The sequence below is a fragment of the Rhodococcus sp. NPDC055024 genome (genome assembly GCF_053608585.1).
On the sequence record NZ_JBSGVT010000021.1, the window covers coordinates 41,154 to 55,577 of the forward strand.

The 14,424-nt window shown below is 63.4% G+C and carries 15 protein-coding genes; 6 read left to right on the forward strand and 9 right to left on the reverse strand.

The window, feature by feature from the left end; translation table 11 throughout:
- Window positions 1-7: 7 nt before the first annotated feature.
- Window positions 8-505 (reverse strand): VOC family protein, encoded by a 498-nt coding sequence (locus ACWF6P_RS29235; RefSeq protein WP_452623409.1) that lies wholly within the window; start codon window positions 503-505, stop codon window positions 8-10.
- Window positions 506-652: 147 nt separating this feature from the next.
- On the opposite strand from ACWF6P_RS29235, the gene ACWF6P_RS29240 reads away from it, so the two are divergent.
- Window positions 653-1,123 carry a MarR family winged helix-turn-helix transcriptional regulator gene (locus ACWF6P_RS29240; RefSeq protein WP_452623382.1) on the forward strand — a complete coding sequence of 157 codons (471 nt, stop codon included), beginning with the start codon at window positions 653-655 and terminating at the stop codon, window positions 1,121-1,123.
- A gap of 62 nt (window positions 1,124-1,185) precedes the next feature.
- Window positions 1,186-2,004: a Cof-type HAD-IIB family hydrolase gene (locus ACWF6P_RS29245; RefSeq protein ID WP_452623383.1), complete on the forward strand. Its 819-nt coding sequence runs from the start codon at window positions 1,186-1,188 to the stop codon at window positions 2,002-2,004.
- A 1-nt stretch (window position 2,005) separates the two neighbouring features.
- Here ACWF6P_RS29245 and ACWF6P_RS29250 read toward each other — a convergent pair whose 3' ends face one another.
- The 8 genes from ACWF6P_RS29250 to ACWF6P_RS29285 form a co-directional block, all read right to left on the reverse strand.
- Window positions 2,006-2,893: an alpha/beta fold hydrolase gene (locus ACWF6P_RS29250; protein ID WP_003945464.1), complete on the reverse strand. Its 888-nt coding sequence runs from the start codon at window positions 2,891-2,893 to the stop codon at window positions 2,006-2,008.
- 225 nt (window positions 2,894-3,118) lie between these two features.
- On the reverse strand, window positions 3,119-3,784 hold the full coding sequence (locus ACWF6P_RS29255) for a hypothetical protein (protein ID WP_452623384.1): 666 nt from the start codon (window positions 3,782-3,784) through the stop codon (window positions 3,119-3,121).
- 121 nt (window positions 3,785-3,905) lie between these two features.
- Entirely contained in the window at window positions 3,906-4,670 is a 765-nt protein-coding gene (locus tag ACWF6P_RS29260; RefSeq protein WP_452623385.1) for an SDR family NAD(P)-dependent oxidoreductase, read from the reverse strand.
- A 145-nt stretch (window positions 4,671-4,815) separates the two neighbouring features.
- Entirely contained in the window at window positions 4,816-5,868 is a 1,053-nt protein-coding gene (locus tag ACWF6P_RS29265; protein WP_452623386.1) for an acyl-CoA dehydrogenase family protein, read from the reverse strand.
- Window positions 5,865-6,830 carry an acyl-CoA dehydrogenase family protein gene (locus ACWF6P_RS29270; RefSeq protein ID WP_452623387.1) on the reverse strand — a complete coding sequence of 322 codons (966 nt, stop codon included), beginning with the start codon at window positions 6,828-6,830 and terminating at the stop codon, window positions 5,865-5,867. The genes ACWF6P_RS29265 and ACWF6P_RS29270 overlap by 4 nt, the downstream gene beginning before the upstream one ends.
- On the reverse strand, window positions 6,827-7,987 hold the full coding sequence (locus ACWF6P_RS29275) for an acyl-CoA dehydrogenase family protein (RefSeq protein WP_378448920.1): 1,161 nt from the start codon (window positions 7,985-7,987) through the stop codon (window positions 6,827-6,829). Before ACWF6P_RS29275 ends, ACWF6P_RS29270 begins: the two co-directional genes overlap by 4 nt.
- Window positions 7,987-8,859 (reverse strand): enoyl-CoA hydratase, encoded by an 873-nt coding sequence (locus tag ACWF6P_RS29280; protein WP_452623388.1) that lies wholly within the window; start codon window positions 8,857-8,859, stop codon window positions 7,987-7,989. The genes ACWF6P_RS29275 and ACWF6P_RS29280 overlap by 1 nt, the downstream gene beginning before the upstream one ends.
- A complete protein-coding gene (locus ACWF6P_RS29285; protein ID WP_452623389.1) occupies window positions 8,856-10,397 on the reverse strand; it encodes a FadD3 family acyl-CoA ligase in 1,542 nt (513 codons plus the stop codon). The genes ACWF6P_RS29280 and ACWF6P_RS29285 overlap by 4 nt, the downstream gene beginning before the upstream one ends.
- 55 nt (window positions 10,398-10,452) lie before the next feature.
- Here ACWF6P_RS29285 and ACWF6P_RS29290 point away from each other — a divergent pair, with 55 nt between their 5' ends.
- The 4 genes from ACWF6P_RS29290 (at window position 10,453) to ACWF6P_RS29305 (ending at window position 14,385) form a co-directional block, all read left to right on the forward strand.
- On the forward strand, window positions 10,453-11,682 hold the full coding sequence (locus ACWF6P_RS29290) for an acyl-CoA dehydrogenase family protein (protein WP_378546589.1): 1,230 nt from the start codon (window positions 10,453-10,455) through the stop codon (window positions 11,680-11,682).
- The gene (locus ACWF6P_RS29295; RefSeq protein ID WP_003945582.1) at window positions 11,682-12,494 is read left to right on the forward strand and encodes an SDR family oxidoreductase; all 813 of its coding nucleotides are present in this window, start codon (window positions 11,682-11,684) and stop codon (window positions 12,492-12,494) included. The genes ACWF6P_RS29290 and ACWF6P_RS29295 overlap by 1 nt, the downstream gene beginning before the upstream one ends.
- A 74-nt stretch (window positions 12,495-12,568) precedes the next feature.
- Window positions 12,569-13,225 carry a TetR/AcrR family transcriptional regulator gene (locus tag ACWF6P_RS29300; protein ID WP_378546595.1) on the forward strand — a complete coding sequence of 219 codons (657 nt, stop codon included), beginning with the start codon at window positions 12,569-12,571 and terminating at the stop codon, window positions 13,223-13,225.
- A gap of 11 nt (window positions 13,226-13,236) precedes the next feature.
- Complete coding sequence (locus ACWF6P_RS29305) at window positions 13,237-14,385, forward strand: acetyl-CoA C-acetyltransferase (RefSeq protein ID WP_003945727.1); 1,149 nt, start codon at window positions 13,237-13,239, stop codon at window positions 14,383-14,385.
- Window positions 14,386-14,424 lie beyond the last annotated feature (39 nt).

Here is a 14,424-nt window from a genome sequence, read left to right on the forward strand (position 1 = left end):
CAAGTTTTCAGAGGACGTGATTGCCGTACATCTCGCCGAGGGGATCTGCGATCAGTTCGAGTCGAGCGCCGTCGGGATCGCGGAAGTACAACGAAACCTCGCTGTGCTCGATCAATTCGACGCCCGCCTCGGTCAGTCTGGTGCGCAACTTCGCCCACTTGGCCGGCTCGACGCTGATCGCGATGTGGTGGAGGCCGCCGAGTACCTCTTGGTACGGGCCCACATCGAGGCCCGGGAAGTCGAAGAAGGCCAGGAGGTTGCCGTTGCCGATGTCGAAGAAGAAGTGCGAAGAACCGGGATAGTCACGGTTCTCGATCAGTTCGGTGAGAGGGAAGCCGAGGAGATCCTGATAGAACTTCACGGTTCGGTCGACGTCACTGCTGATCAGGGCCGTATGGTGCAGACCGCGTGCCATCGACGACGGTCGTTTGTCGGCAGGGATCAGATGCCGATCCCTTATCTCGGCACGGCGTTCCTCGAACTGCACTGCGTTGTCGGCCTGCATTGCTTTGTCGACCTGCACTGCGTTGTCGTCGCTCATGGCGCCCGCCTCTCGGTTGAATCTTCTCTTCGAACAAGTAGTTGACTGATCAACTACATTGAGAATAGCTCATTTGATTTCGTTGTCAACTACTTCGGATATGCTGGCGTGATGGAATCAACGCGATGGTTGACCGACTCGGAGCAAACGGCCTGGCGGGCGTACCTGGATTCGACCCGCCTGCTTCAGCGCGTCCTCGATCAACAGTTGGTGCACGACTCCGATATTTCCTTCACGGATTTCGAACTGCTGGTCGCGCTGGCCGAGGCGCCCGGGCGACAATTGCGCATGAGTGAGCTCGCTGACGCCGTGATGGCGACCCGCAGTGGCGTGACCAGGGCGGTCAATCGACTGGTCGGCGTCGGTTGGGTGCGCAGGGTCGAGTGTGTCGACGACAAGCGTGGCGCCAATGCGGAGCTGACCGACCAGGGCGCCGAGAAATTGGCGTCGGCAAGCCCGGCACACGTCGCCGCAGTACGGGAGAACATGTTCGATCTGCTGAGCCCGCGAGATGTCGAGCGTCTCGGTGTGGTGTTCGGTGAGATGCGCCGCCACCTGCTCGAGGGCCAGTCAGGTAATTGACAGAGCAACGGCCAATGCCATGTAGTTGGTGAGGACTGCGAACGGACTGCCATCATGGTCTGGTGACCCGCATTCGTATGTTCGCGACCGACCTCGACGGCACCCTGCTGCGCTCCGACCGAACGATTTCGACGCGCACCGCGCAAGCCATGGAGAACGCGCGGCTGGCGGGTATCGAAGTTGTGTGGGCGACGGCCCGCGCTCGACATTCGGTACATACGTTGGCGAGCTCGTGCGGATTTCGCGGTAAAGCTGTGTGTGCCAACGGAGCTGTCATCCTCGACCTCGCTGATGGTACTCCGGAGATCGTCAACACCGTTTCGATCGAAATGTCCTTGGCGGCAACGGCTATGGAGCAAGTTCGCGCACTGGTCCCAGGCGTCGTGTTCGCGAACGTCGGACCCACTCAGTTCTTTGCCGAGCCGGAGTATGCCGCTCTGTGTGAGTTCGCGGACCATCACCGGCACCTGCACGAGATGGTGCTGGCCGACACCTTGCCGCTCGATGTCGAGCCGATGGTCAAGATCGTGGCTCGGCATGCGGAAGTTCCCAGCGCCGACCTGTACCGAACTGCGGTCGCTGCGGGCATCGAGGGTGTGGAGTTGACCCACTCCGGCGCTCCGTACATGGAAATGGCTGCGGCGGGCGTCTCGAAGGCCAGCGCTCTCGCGCAGTTGTGCGCAATCGACGGCATCGACGCGTCGGAAGTTGTGGCAGCAGGTGACGCGTTCAACGACGTTGCCATGCTGACCTGGGCCGGAACGGCTCTGGCGCCGGCCAACGCCCGAGCTGAGGTCATCGAACTTGCCGACCGAATTCTGCCCACGAACGACGAGGACGGAGTGGCAAGCTACCTCGAAGAGTTGGTTGCGGGGAGTTAGTTCAGCTGCTGACGGCCTTGGGCCCGGTGCCGATACCGACGCCGCAGTCCGTCATGAATTCGGAGAAGACACGGTCGAAGCGATCCGGGTAGTCCAGGTGGGGGAAGTGTCCGGCGCGCTTGAAGATCTCGACCCGCCCGAGCGGTAGCTCGGCGCGAGCGTTCTCGGTGTGGGCGTTGGGGATGATGGTGTCTTCCTCGCCCCACACCAATAGTGCCTGCAAGTTCTTGAAGTTGGCGAAATGCGGAGTGGCATTGACGGTTTGGCCGTTGTAGTTGATGACCGATCGCGCGGTCGCCAGAAATGCCTGACGTGTCGACGCGTCCGATACCGAAGCAAAGCTCTTACGAGCCTCACTCGCGCTGGCGCCGAGCTTGAACAGGCCGATCTTGTTGAAAAGTCCGAGCGCTTTGTCGGTCACGTCGGTCAGCGTCCGGGACGCGAGGACGGGAAGCACCAGTTCGCTGCCGGGCAGAGTCGCCGCACGCAGGAGAGGGCTGACCTCGGGGCCGAGCCCGCCGCTGGCCACCAGGCACAGCCGTTCCACGCGGTCGGGGAACAGATACAGCGTCTGCATCGCGATCCCGCCACCGAGTGAGTGACCGACCAGGGTGGCTGACGGAATGTCGAGGGCTTCGAGAAGATCGCGCACAGTGGCTGCGTGAGCGCTGAGTGAGTAGTCGCCGGCAGGCTTATCCGACGCACCGTGTCCGAAGAGATCAGGAGCGATGACGCGGTAGTGGCGTGAGAGCGTCTCGATCTGCGGCTCCCAGTTGGAGTGCGCGCCCAGCAGGCCGTGAATGAGCACCACAACGGGGCCACTGCCTTGGTCGACGTATTTGAGCTGGTCGCCGTGCAATACAACCGTCTGTAATTGGTCGGTTGCCATGATTGAACCTTTCGGAGCCGCCAGTGTCTGTGGCTGCTCGCGTGTTGTCGGACCGCACCCGCCCCGACGCGGATCCACGGGTATTTGTGACCGGGAGTAACCCCAGTTCCCTCAGTATGCCCACCGAGGGGCCCGATGTCGTCGCCATTGGGCGTGTTGTGACGAACCGTGAGCCGTCGGTTGAGGGGAGACGTACAACTCACCGCCGCTTGTCGGGGCGGTTGATCAGGCGAAATCAACCAGTTTGCCGAAGGTGAGGTTGATGTCCCACGGTGTGACGCCCCAGGTCTCGATAGCTGATACTGCGAAGATTCCGGCGGCCTCGATGGTGTCTTGCGAGGCTGGCGCCGAGACCGAAACACCGGTTTGGCCGTTCGGAACCTCCGGCCAGACGCCTGTGCCCACGGGTGCGGGGGTGGCCTCCATGACTGCATTGGCCAGGCCCGATTCGTCGACGGTCGTGAAGAGGCAATTCGGCTCGTGGGGAGAATCCCACCCGCCGAGTTCCGCGAGCCAGAATTCGCCGCGTCCAGCAGCGGAGATCGCGATCGAGGCGAGTGTCGACTCGAGATCTTCCCAAGCGTCGGCGGTCGGGGCCGACGCCTCGGTGAGCTTGAACGGTGCGGCGAGGGCAGTGCTGTCCGGGGAAGCGAAGCGCGGCTGCACAGTGAGGGTCTGCGTCTGGTCGTCGAAAAATACAACTTCTCGGAACTTGTTGTCCGGCAGAGCAGTACGGGAAACAGCTCCGCGTCCAAGCAGCGCGCCGAGCGCCTCGGGTTCGTCGACACTCCACAAGCGGGTCTCGTCCTCGGACCACGTGCGAATCATTCCGCCGACGACGGGACTGATCAGCACGGGCTCGAGGTTCGTACTGCCTGTTGACTCGCTCACCGCTGGCTCCCACCGCACGTCGTACCGCCGGACCGGTTCCGAGCGACCAGACAAGTATGCCGCCTCGCTGCTGTGCGCCTTTATTAACCGCGGGCGGTTAATAAAGGCGCACAGCAAGTAGTCACATATGCGTGCCGCCGTCGATGCGGATTTCCGTTCCGGTGACAAAGGAGCCGTCCTCGGAAGCGAGCATCGCGATCACGCCGGCGACCGCAGACGGGGGAGCGAAACCCTCCCCGATCGCCGGGGCCAACTTGCCGAGCAGCGTGAAGTCGATATCGGCTGGGAATCCGGGATCGGACGTCATGCCCGAAGCGATGCTGCCGGGTGCGACGGCCACGGCGCGGAGGCCCTGCTTGCTGTACTCGAGAGCGAGTGCGTGCGTGAAGGATTGGATTCCACCCTTCGACGCTGCGTACGCCGTCATGTAGGGGTGGGCGAATGTCGCCGAAGTGGAACTGAAGTTGACCACAACGCCTGCTCCACTTTCGAGCAGCGCCGGCAGGGACTCCCTCGTCATGAGGAACGTTCCGGTGAGGTTGACCCCGATGACGGTGTTCCAGAAATCGAGTGTCATCTCGTGGGTGTGCGCGGAGCGCAGAATGCCCGCCGCGTTGACCAACACGTCGAGACCGCCCAGAGCCTTGATCGCAGCGCCGACCTGTTCGCGAACGGACTTTTCGCTGGAGATGTCGACCTTCACCGTGGTCAGGCGATCGGAATGGCCTGCGTCCTTCGCTGCGTTCAGCGTTTGTTCGAGGCCGGTCTCGGAAATGTCGGCGGCGACGACGGTGCCACCTTCTGCCAGGATGCGGGCAACGGTGGCCTGGCCGATTCCGGATCCTGCGCCGCTGATGAGGACGCGCTTGTCGTCGAATCGATTCACGAGAAAACTCCGGTCTGTGGGATGGACAGCTGTCTGGTTTCGATTCTGCGTGATCCAGAGCTATTAATCTGCCGGGCATTCCACTGACTGGGCAGCGTCAGTGCTTGTTCGCTCGCAATCCCGAGCGAACTAGCACCGACGTGTCCTACAAACCCGCTGCCTGCGCGAGGCTCGGCAGGTAGGTGCTCGGCTGGCCGAAGAGCTGAGCGCTGCCGTGTGCACGCTTGAAGTACAGCTGAGCGTCGTGCTCCCAGGTGATCGCGATTCCGCCGTGCAACTGAACCGCTTCGGAGGTGATCTGCTGCAACGCTTCCGAGCAGTAGACCTTCGCCACCGCCGCGTCGTCGGCCGACTGCGTCGCCACGGCGGCGTACGTCATCGACCGCGCCGTCTCGACCAACGTGTACATGTCGGCCATCCGGTGCTTGAGTGCCTGGAAAGAACCGATCGCGCGACCGAACTGCTTGCGCGACTTGGTGTATTCGACGGTCTGTTCGACGATCGCTGCGGCTGCGCCGACCTGCTCTGCAGACAACGCGATCAGGACGACGGTTCGGATTCGATCGACCAGATCTTCGGACCACTGCAGTGGTCGACCGCGAACACCGGAGAACGTGACCTCTGCCAGCGTTCGCGTCGGATCCATGGTGGGGACGCGTCGGCGGGAGACGCCCTCGGCCGCGGGATCCACTTCGTAGAACCCGTCGGCAGTCAGAACTAGCAGGGTGTCTGCGACGTGCCCGTCGAGGACGTACGACGCCGTGCCGGTCAACGCATCCTCGGTTGCCTCGACGCCGAAGGTGCTCCAACCAGCGGCACCCGCCCAGCACAGGGCGAGCGTGCTCTCACCGGCCGCGACACCGGGCAGCAGTCGCGAGCATGCGTCGTTGTCACCGGAAAGCAGCAGTGCCTGTGCGGCAAGAATTGCGGAACCCAACATCGGTGAGGGTGTCAGCGTGCGGCCCAGTTCCTCCTGGACCACGTGTACCTCGCCCAAACCTGCTCCGACGCCGTCGAACTCCTCGGGAATCGCCAGCGCGGCGACGCCGATCTGCTCGCACAGCTTGCTCCACAACGCGGCGTCGTAGCCGATCTCGGTGGTGATGGCGGCGCGGACGGCAGCGGAGTCGGAATGCTTGCTCAGGAGATCGCGTACCGACGCGCGCAATGCTGCCTGGTCTTCGGTGTCGATGCTCATGATGCAACCAGTGCTTCGACGACGCGCGCACGATGCTCGGACGGTGTGCCCCAAGCGGTGAGTAGCGCCCGCACCTTGGTGAGCCACAGGGAGAGATCATGTTCCATCGTGTAGCCGATGGCGCCGTGAACCTGGAGTCCGACGCGGGCGGCCTTGTAGGCGGCATCGCCACACGCGACCTTGGCGGCTGAAATGTCACGCGAGGCGTCGGCCGACTGATCGCGAACCGACAGTGCGGCACCGTGCAGCAGGGGGTGAGCCATCTCAAGGGAGACGGCAACCTCGGCCAGGTGGTGCTTCATGGCCTGGAACTGTCCGATGACCTTGCCGAACTGCTTGCGTTGCTTAGCGTATTCGGTGGTGACCTCGAGTAGTGTCTGGCCGAGACCCTGCAACTGCGCAGCAGTGGCAAGAGCGCCCATGTCGAAGGCTGCCGAGAAGTCGGCAGAGCCCAGCGATTCGCCGGCGGAAACCTCGTAGAGCTTGCGGGAGAGATCCACCGACGCCTTGGCCTCGCCGGGGATGCCCACGGAGACCGCGCCGTCCTGTGCAAGTAGCACCAGGTCCACTGCATCGGCGTCGAGCGCAAACGGTGTGTGCGGGGGAGCGGCGACGGTTGCGAGCGCACCCTCAGCGAGAGCAGAGAGACGTTCCGGTGCAACGGAAGCCAAGAGCGTCGGCGCCACGGCGATCGTTTCGACGACCGGTCCGGGTACTGCGTGGCGACCGAGCTGTTCGAGCGCAACGACCAGATCGACAGCGTCGGCGCCGAGCCCGTCGTGCTCTTCGGAGATGACGAGGCCGTTGACGCCGGTCTCGGCAAGGCGCTGCCAGAGCTTCTTGCCCGGCTCGGTGTCACCGTCGTTCCACGAACGGATGACGGCGGGCATGTCGGACTTGGTCAGCAGCGCATCGATGCTTGCAGCGAAGTCCTGGTGGGAGGAGTCGAGCGCGAATCTCATCGGTCCGCCTTCGGTAGGCCGAGCAGACGCTCAGCGATGACGTTTTTCTGAATCTCGTTGGTGCCTGCATAGATCGGGCCGGACAGGGAGAACAGGTATCCGTCCATCCAGTTGTCGGCCAGCTCGGCTTCAGGGCCCTGAAGTTCGAGAGCAGTCTCGTGGGTGGCGATGTCCCACTCGGACCAGAAGACCTTGTTGATCGAGGACTCGGCGCCGAGCTGTCCACCGTCGGCCAGACGGGTGACGGTGCCGAATGTGTTGAGTTGGTAAGCGCGAGCGCCGATCCAGGCGTCGGCGACCTGGTTGCGCAGAGCGCTGTCGTCAGTGCGTCCGCTGGACTTGTACAGCTCGAGCAGGCGGTCGACTGTCGCGAGGAAGCGGCCGGGGCTGCGCAGCGAGAGACCACGCTCGTTGCTTGCGGTGCTCATCGCGACGCGCCAACCTTCGTTGACGTTTCCGATCACACCCGACTCGCCGGGGTTGGACGGGTCGTCCGGAACGAAGACGTCCTCGAGGAAGATCTCGGCGAAGCCGGGCTCACCGTCGAGCTGATCGATCGGGCGAACGGTGACACCCTTCGAGCGGAGGTCGAACATGAAATACGTGATGCCCTTGTGGCGCTGCGCATCCGGATCGGAGCGGAACAAGCCGAAGCCCCAGTCTGCGTAGCTGGCGCGCGAACTCCACGTCTTCTGGCCGTTGAGCAGCCAGCCGCCGTCGACCTTCTTGGCGCTCGAACGCAGGCTCGCGAGGTCGGAACCGGACTCGGGCTCGGACCAAGCCTGCGCCCAGATGTCGTCGGCACGAGCCATACGCGGCATGATGCGAGCCAACTGCTCGGCATTTGCATGCTCGAACAGTGTGGGAGCCAACAGGAAGATGCCGTTCTGGCTCACGCGACCGGGCGCACCCGAGCGGTAGTACTCCTCCTCGAAGACGACCCATTCGAGCAGGGACGCGTCGCGGCCACCGAGTTCCTTGGGCCAGGAGACGACGGCGTAACCGGCGTCGGCGAGGGTGTGTTCCCACTGCCGGTGTTCTTCGAAGCCCTCGGCGGTGTCCATGGACTTGAGCGGAGTGGCGGGGACGTTCGCCTCCAGGAACGAGCGGACCTCGTCACGGAATGCGGTTGTGGCGTCGTCGAATACGAGATCCACTAGTTTGTTCCTTCCTGCGGTGTGCGAGCACTGGCAGCCATAGCTTTGGCGTCGAGACCACCAAGCGAGTCTTTGCCTACCTCGGCGTTGTGAGCGTGAGCGAAGTGATGCAGACCGAAGACGGAATCGATGCCGTTGCGCATCCCCATCTGGTCCTCGCACTGATTGACGGCTTTCTTGGTCAAAGCCAGTCCGAAGCGCGGCATCTCGGCGATACGTCCGGCGAGCTCGAACGTCTCCTTCTCGAGGTGCTTGCGGGCGACGACGCGGTTCACCATGCCGATTTCGTAGGCACGTTGCGCGGTGAACCGATCGCCGGTGAAGAGCATTTCCTTGGCGAATCGTGAACCGACCATCCACGGATGCGCGAAGTATTCGACGCCGGGGATACCCATGCGGACAACGGGATCGGAGAAGAAGGCGTCGTCGGACGCGACGATCATGTCGCAGACCCAGGCGAGCATGAGTCCGCCGGCAATGCAGGCGCCTTGCACCATCGCGATGGTGGGTTTGGGGATCTCCCGCCAGCGACGGCACATGCCCAGGTAGACCTCCATCTCGCGGGCGAAACGCTGGTCACCGCCTGGCTTGTCGACGTGATCCCACCACATGGTGGCCTTGTTCTCGTACTCGACGTGATGGTCGCGTCCCGGGGTCCCCAGGTCGTGACCGGCACTGAAGTGAGGTCCGTTGCCTGCCAGGACGATCACCTTCACGTCGTCGTCTTCGACGGCGCGCTGGAATGCCGCGTCGAGGGCATACGTCACGACCGAGTTCTGGGCGTTGCGGTAATCGGGACGATTCAAGGTCACGACGGCGACCGAGTCGCGAACCTCGTAGATCACGACGTCGGCTTCGAAAGGAACGGTCATGACTGTTCCTCGCGCAGAACTGTTTTGAGGACCTTGCCCGAGGGATTTCGGGGCAGGTGATCGACGAAGCGCACCTCGCGGGGCACCTTGAAGCCGGCGATCTTCTCCTTGAGGAAGGCGATCACCGATTCTTCGGTGAGGCCGGCGCCGTCGAGTTGGGCGATGTAGACGCGGCCCACCTCGCCCATCCGGTGATCGGGGATGCCGATGGCAGCCGATTCGTGGACACCGGGCAGGCGAGCCAACATGCCCTCGATCTCGGCGGGGTAGACGTTGAATCCGCCGCTGACGTACATGTCCTTGAGACGGTCGGTGATGTCGAGATATCCACGCTCGTCGAGGGTTCCGATGTCTCCGGTGTGCAGCCAGCCGTCGGCGTCGATTGCCTTGGTGGTGGATTCCGGGTCGTCGAGGTACCCGAGCATGACGTTCGGTCCACGAAGCAGGATCTCGCCCTGGTCGCCGATCTTGACCTCGAAATCGGCTGTCGCGCGGCCGGAACTGGTGGAGACGGTGACCGGATCGTCGTCGGTGCGGCACATCGTCGCAACGACCGCCTCGGTCAGGCCGTATGCCGTGAGGACGGCGTCGAAAAGCTCTGCCTGCATGCGCTCGACGAGAGCAACCGGTACGGGTGCGGCGCCGGTGATCGCGATGCGCAGCGAGGACAGGTCGTACTCGCTGCGGCGGGGGTGGTCGAGGATGGTCTGGTAGATCGTCGGGGCGCCAGGCAGGATGCTGATCTTCTCGCTGTTGACCAGCGCGAGGGTGTCGTCGATGTTGAAGACGGACACCGGCACGATCGTCGCACCGTTCAACAGACAGACCAGGATTCCGGCCTTGTACCCGAAGGTGTGGAAGAACGGGCTGATGATGAGGAAGTTGTCGTCAGCGGTGACCTCGGCGCATTCGCCCCACGACTTGGCAACGGCGATGGACTGACGATGCGCGGTGATCGCGCCCTTGCTGCGTCCGGTGGTGCCGGAGGTGAAGAGGATGTCGCTGACGTCGTCGGGCTGCACCTTCGCAGCGCGGGCGTCGGCCTCGGTGCGGGCGGCGTCGGTGGCGAGCGCGAGGAAGTCCTCGAACTCGATGACGCCGTCACGGTCGTCGTTTCCGTCGATCGGTACCTGGATGACGGTGGGGATCGACAGGCTCGGGTTGGCGTCGAGCAACTGCTGGTACCGATCGGCCTTGAGGAACGTGCCGACGATGACCAGAGCCGCGGCGTCGACGCGCTCGATGATGTCGAGAGCTTCGGTGCCGGTGTATCGAGTGTTGATCGGAATGATGGCTGCGCCGGCGTACTGAGCGCCGAGCAGGGCGATCACCCAGTGGTACGTGTTGGGCGCCCAGATGACGACGCGGTCGCCTGCCTTCACCCCACGGTTGATCAGAGCGCCGGCGAAATCGCGGACACGCTGGTGTAGCTGTGCGAAGGTCAGTCGGGTGTCGCCATCGGCGATAGCCGTGCGCTCACCGAACTCCTCGGCGGCCCGGATGAGGGCTGATGGGATGGTTCTCGGTTGTTCGGTCACTGGACTCCTACCTGACACGCTACCTAGCAAGTGCTTGGTAGGTTATCTTACATATGTGGACCAGAGCGAGAGCCCGGACGGGCAGATGACGGACGACGAGTTTGCGACCACGGTCGCGCAGTGGTTGGCCGAGAACTTGACGGGCAAATTCGCCCAGCTCAAGGGTAAGGGTGGCCCCGGCAGCGAGCACGAGTTCTTCGAGCAACGACTCGAGTGGGACAAGCACCTCGCAGCCGCAGGATGGACGTGCCTCGGGTGGCCGAAGGAATTCGGCGGACGGGGAGCAAGCATCGCTCAGCAGGTCATCTTCCATCAGGAGTACGCAAAGGCGGGTGCGCCCGCTCGCGTCAGCCACATCGGTGAAGAGCTGCTCGGCCCGACGCTGATCGCGTACGGCACCGATGAGCAGAAGCGTCGATTCCTTCCGGGCATCAACACGGTCAGTGAACTGTGGTCGCAGGGCTACTCCGAGCCCGGCGCAGGTTCCGACCTCGCGAACGTCTCCACCACCGCACGCCTCGAAAACGGCAAGTGGATCATCAACGGCCAGAAGGTGTGGACCTCGCTGGCCCACGTCGCGCAATGGTGCTTCGTGGTCTGCCGCACCGAAGTGGGCTCCAAGCGTCATCAGGGCTTGAGCTTCCTGCTGGTCCCGTTGGATCAACCCGGTGTGACAGTTCGGCCCATCCAGCAGCTCACCGGTACGTCGGAGTTCAACGAGGTTTTCTTCGACGACGCCGTGACCGACGCCGACCTGGTGGTCGGCGAACCTGGCGAGGGCTGGAAGATCGCGATGGGGCTGCTCACCTTCGAGCGCGGTGTATCCACGCTCGGACAGCAGATCGGATTTGCCCGCGAGCTCCAAGGCGTCGTCGACCTGGCGAAAGCCAATGGCAGTGACCAGGATCCGCACATCCGCGAAAAGATCGCGCGCGCCTGGGTCGGTCTGCGCGTGATGCGCGCCCACGCGATGCGTACTCTCGACGCGGTCGACGCCGGAACCGGTGGCGGAGAAGCGTCCGTCGCAAAACTGTTGTGGGCCAACTGGCATCGTGATCTGGGACAGCTGGCGATGGACGTGCAAGGTGCGTCGTCGTTGGTTGCGCCTTGGGCGGATTCCGAGGGCAATGCCTCGGACATCACCGACCCCGAACATCTCGAGCTCGACGAGTGGCAACGCCTCTTCCTCTTCACCCGCGCCGACACGATTTACGGCGGCTCCAACGAAATTCAGCGCAACATCATTTCCGAGCGCGTGCTCGGTCTTCCCCGAGAGGCTCGTTAATGTCTGACACCAAAGCCGCGTCCCCGCTTTCCGTTGCGCCCGAGGAAACGCCGGGTCACGGACTGCTCGCGGGCAAGAAGGCAATCATCACTGCCGCGGCCGGAACCGGCATCGGTTTCTCTACTGCGCGCCGCGTGCTTCTCGAAGGCGGCGACGTTCTCGTCTCCGACTTCCACGAGCGTCGTCTTGGTGAGACGGTGGAGAAGCTGAAGGCCGAATTCCCCGGTCAGCAGGTCGAATCGATCATCTGCGACGTGTCGAGCACTGAGCAGGTCGACGCGCTGTTCGTCGGCGCCGCCGAGAAGTTGGGGCGCATCGACATCGTCGTCAACAACGCAGGCCTGGGCGGCGAGACTCCCGTCGTCGACATGACGGACGATCAGTGGGATCGCGTTCTCGACATCACCCTCAACAGCACCTTCCGTTCGACGCGCGCCGCGCTGCGGTACTTCAAGAGCGTTCCCCACGGCGGTGTACTGGTGAACAACGCGTCCGTTCTCGGTTGGCGGGCGCAGCATTCCCAGGCGCACTACGCCGCAGCCAAGGCCGGCGTCATGGCGCTGACTCGGTGCAGCGCAATCGAAGCAGCGGAGTACGGAGTCCGTATCAACGCGGTCTCGCCCTCCATTGCGCGTCACGCGTTCCTGGCGAAGGTCACCAGTGAGGAACTGCTCGACCAGTTGGCTTCCGGCGAGGCCTACGGCCGCGCCGCGGAGGTCTGGGAGATCGCAACGGTCATCGCGATGCTTGCCAGCGATTACTCCACCTACATGACCGGTGAGATCGTCTCCGTTTCTTCACAGAGGGCTTGACCCCCGTGCGCGGTTGAGGAGTCCCTGGACTCGCTGACCGCGCACAGGGGAGGGCCCTGGATAGGATTGAATACATGACGCCACCTCGAAATTCCGACGAATCCAACGGCAAGTCCGGGCGCCGCGACGAGCTGCTCGAGATCGCGGCGGGGCTGTTCGCCGATCGAGGAGTACGCGCGACGACCGTCCGCGACATCGCCGACGCCGCCGGGATCCTCTCCGGGAGTCTGTATCACCATTTCGATTCCAAGGAGTCGATGGTCGACGAGATCCTGCACCAGTTCCTCGACGAACTCTTCGGGAAATACCGCGAGATCGTTGCGGCGGGGTTGGACAGTCGCGCGACGCTCGAAGCGCTGGTCGTGACGTCGTACGAGGCCATCGACGCCTCGCACTCGGCCGTTGCGATCTACCAGGACGAGGTCAAGCACCTCGTCGGGAACGAGCGCTTCGCGTACCTGGCCGAGCGCAACACCGAGTTTCGGGACCTGTGGGTCGGCGTCCTCGAAGCCGGCGTCGCGGACGGTACCTTTCGTTCCGACATCGACGTCGAATTGGTCTTCCGATTCATGCGCGACACCGTGTGGGTCGCGGTTCGCTGGTACCGCCCGGGTGGATCCCTCTCGGCTCACGCCGTCGCGGCTCAATATCTCGCGATCGTGCTCGACGGGCTCTCCGATCCGGCAACTGTTGAAAAAACTTCAAGAATTATTGCTGCACAACGAAACTAGGAGCTAACGCTATGTCCGAGGTTTACATCGTCGACGCCATTCGCACACCGATCGGCAAGAGAGGCGGCGCGCTGTCCGGCGTGCACCCCATCGATCTCGGTGCGCACGTCGTCAAGGCACTGGTCGAGCGCACCGGTATCGACCCCAGTGACGTCGACGACGTGATCTTCGGTTGCGTCGACGCCATCGGCGGCCAGGCCGGAAACATCGCCCGTATGTCCTGGCTTGCAGCGGGATTCCCCGAGCACGTTCCCGGTGTGACCGTTGACCGTCAGTGCGGTTCGAGTCAGCAGGCAGTGCACTTCGGCGCTCAGGCCATCCTGTCGGGCACCGCGGATCTGATCGTTGCCGGCGGCGTTCAGAACATGAGCCAGATTCCGATCTCGGCAGCGATGATCGTCGGCCAGCAGTACGGATTCGACACGCCGACTTCGGGTTCGGTCGGTTGGACCGAGCGTTACGGTGACCAGGAAGTCTCCCAGTTCAAGGGCGCCGAGATGATCGCCGAGAAGTGGGACATCAGCCGCGAAGAGCTCGAGAAGTGGGCACTGCAGAGCCATGAGCGCGCCAAGGCTGCGATCGCCGCCGGTCGTTTCGACAACGAGATCGTCGCCATGGGTGACGCGACCGTCGACGAAGGACCCCGCGAGACCAGCCTCGAAAAGATGGCAACGCTCAAGGTTCTCGTCGAAGACGGCCGCATGACCGCAGCAGTGGCAAGCCAGATCTCCGACGGCGCGAGTGCGCTGCTGCTGGCGTCGGCGGAAGCGGTGGAGAAGTACAACCTCAAGCCCCGCGCCCGGATTCATCACCTCAGCGCACGCGGCGACGACCCGATCTTCATGCTCAGCGCGCCGATCCCTGCCACGAAGCATGCTCTCGCGAAGGCCGGTCTGAGCATCGAGGACATCGACATCGTCGAGATCAACGAAGCTTTCGCCCCGGTGGTCCTGGCCTGGATCAAGGAAATCGGTGCAGATCCGGCCAAGGTCAACGTCAACGGCGGCGCGATCGCACTCGGCCACCCGCTCGGCGCCACCGGCACCAAGTTGATGGCAACCCTGCTCAACGAACTCGAGCGCACTGGCGGCCGTTACGGCCTGCTGACCATCTGTGAAGGTGGCGGCACCGCAAACGCGACGATTATCGAGCGTCTCTGACTCCTTGCTGTGCGCCTTTATTAACCGCCGGCGGTTAAT

Bases quoted from the DNA above. Each gene is read 5' to 3' on its own strand.
- ACWF6P_RS29235 (WP_452623409.1), bottom strand. From the start codon at position 505: ATGCAGGCCGACAACGCAGTGCAGTTCGAGGAACGCCGTGCCGAGATA.
- ACWF6P_RS29240 (WP_452623382.1), top strand. From the start codon at position 653: ATGGAATCAACGCGATGGTTGACCGACTCGGAGCAAACGGCCTGGCGG.
- ACWF6P_RS29250 (WP_003945464.1), bottom strand. From the start codon at position 2,893: ATGGCAACCGACCAATTACAGACGGTTGTATTGCACGGCGACCAGCTC.
- ACWF6P_RS29265 (WP_452623386.1), bottom strand. From the start codon at position 5,868: ATGAGCATCGACACCGAAGACCAGGCAGCATTGCGCGCGTCGGTACGC.
- ACWF6P_RS29270 (WP_452623387.1), bottom strand. From the start codon at position 6,830: ATGAGATTCGCGCTCGACTCCTCCCACCAGGACTTCGCTGCAAGCATC.
- ACWF6P_RS29280 (WP_452623388.1), bottom strand. From the start codon at position 8,859: ATGACCGTTCCTTTCGAAGCCGACGTCGTGATCTACGAGGTTCGCGAC.
- ACWF6P_RS29295 (WP_003945582.1), top strand. From the start codon at position 11,682: ATGTCTGACACCAAAGCCGCGTCCCCGCTTTCCGTTGCGCCCGAGGAA.
- ACWF6P_RS29300 (WP_378546595.1), top strand. From the start codon at position 12,569: ATGACGCCACCTCGAAATTCCGACGAATCCAACGGCAAGTCCGGGCGC.
- ACWF6P_RS29305 (WP_003945727.1), top strand. From the start codon at position 13,237: ATGTCCGAGGTTTACATCGTCGACGCCATTCGCACACCGATCGGCAAG.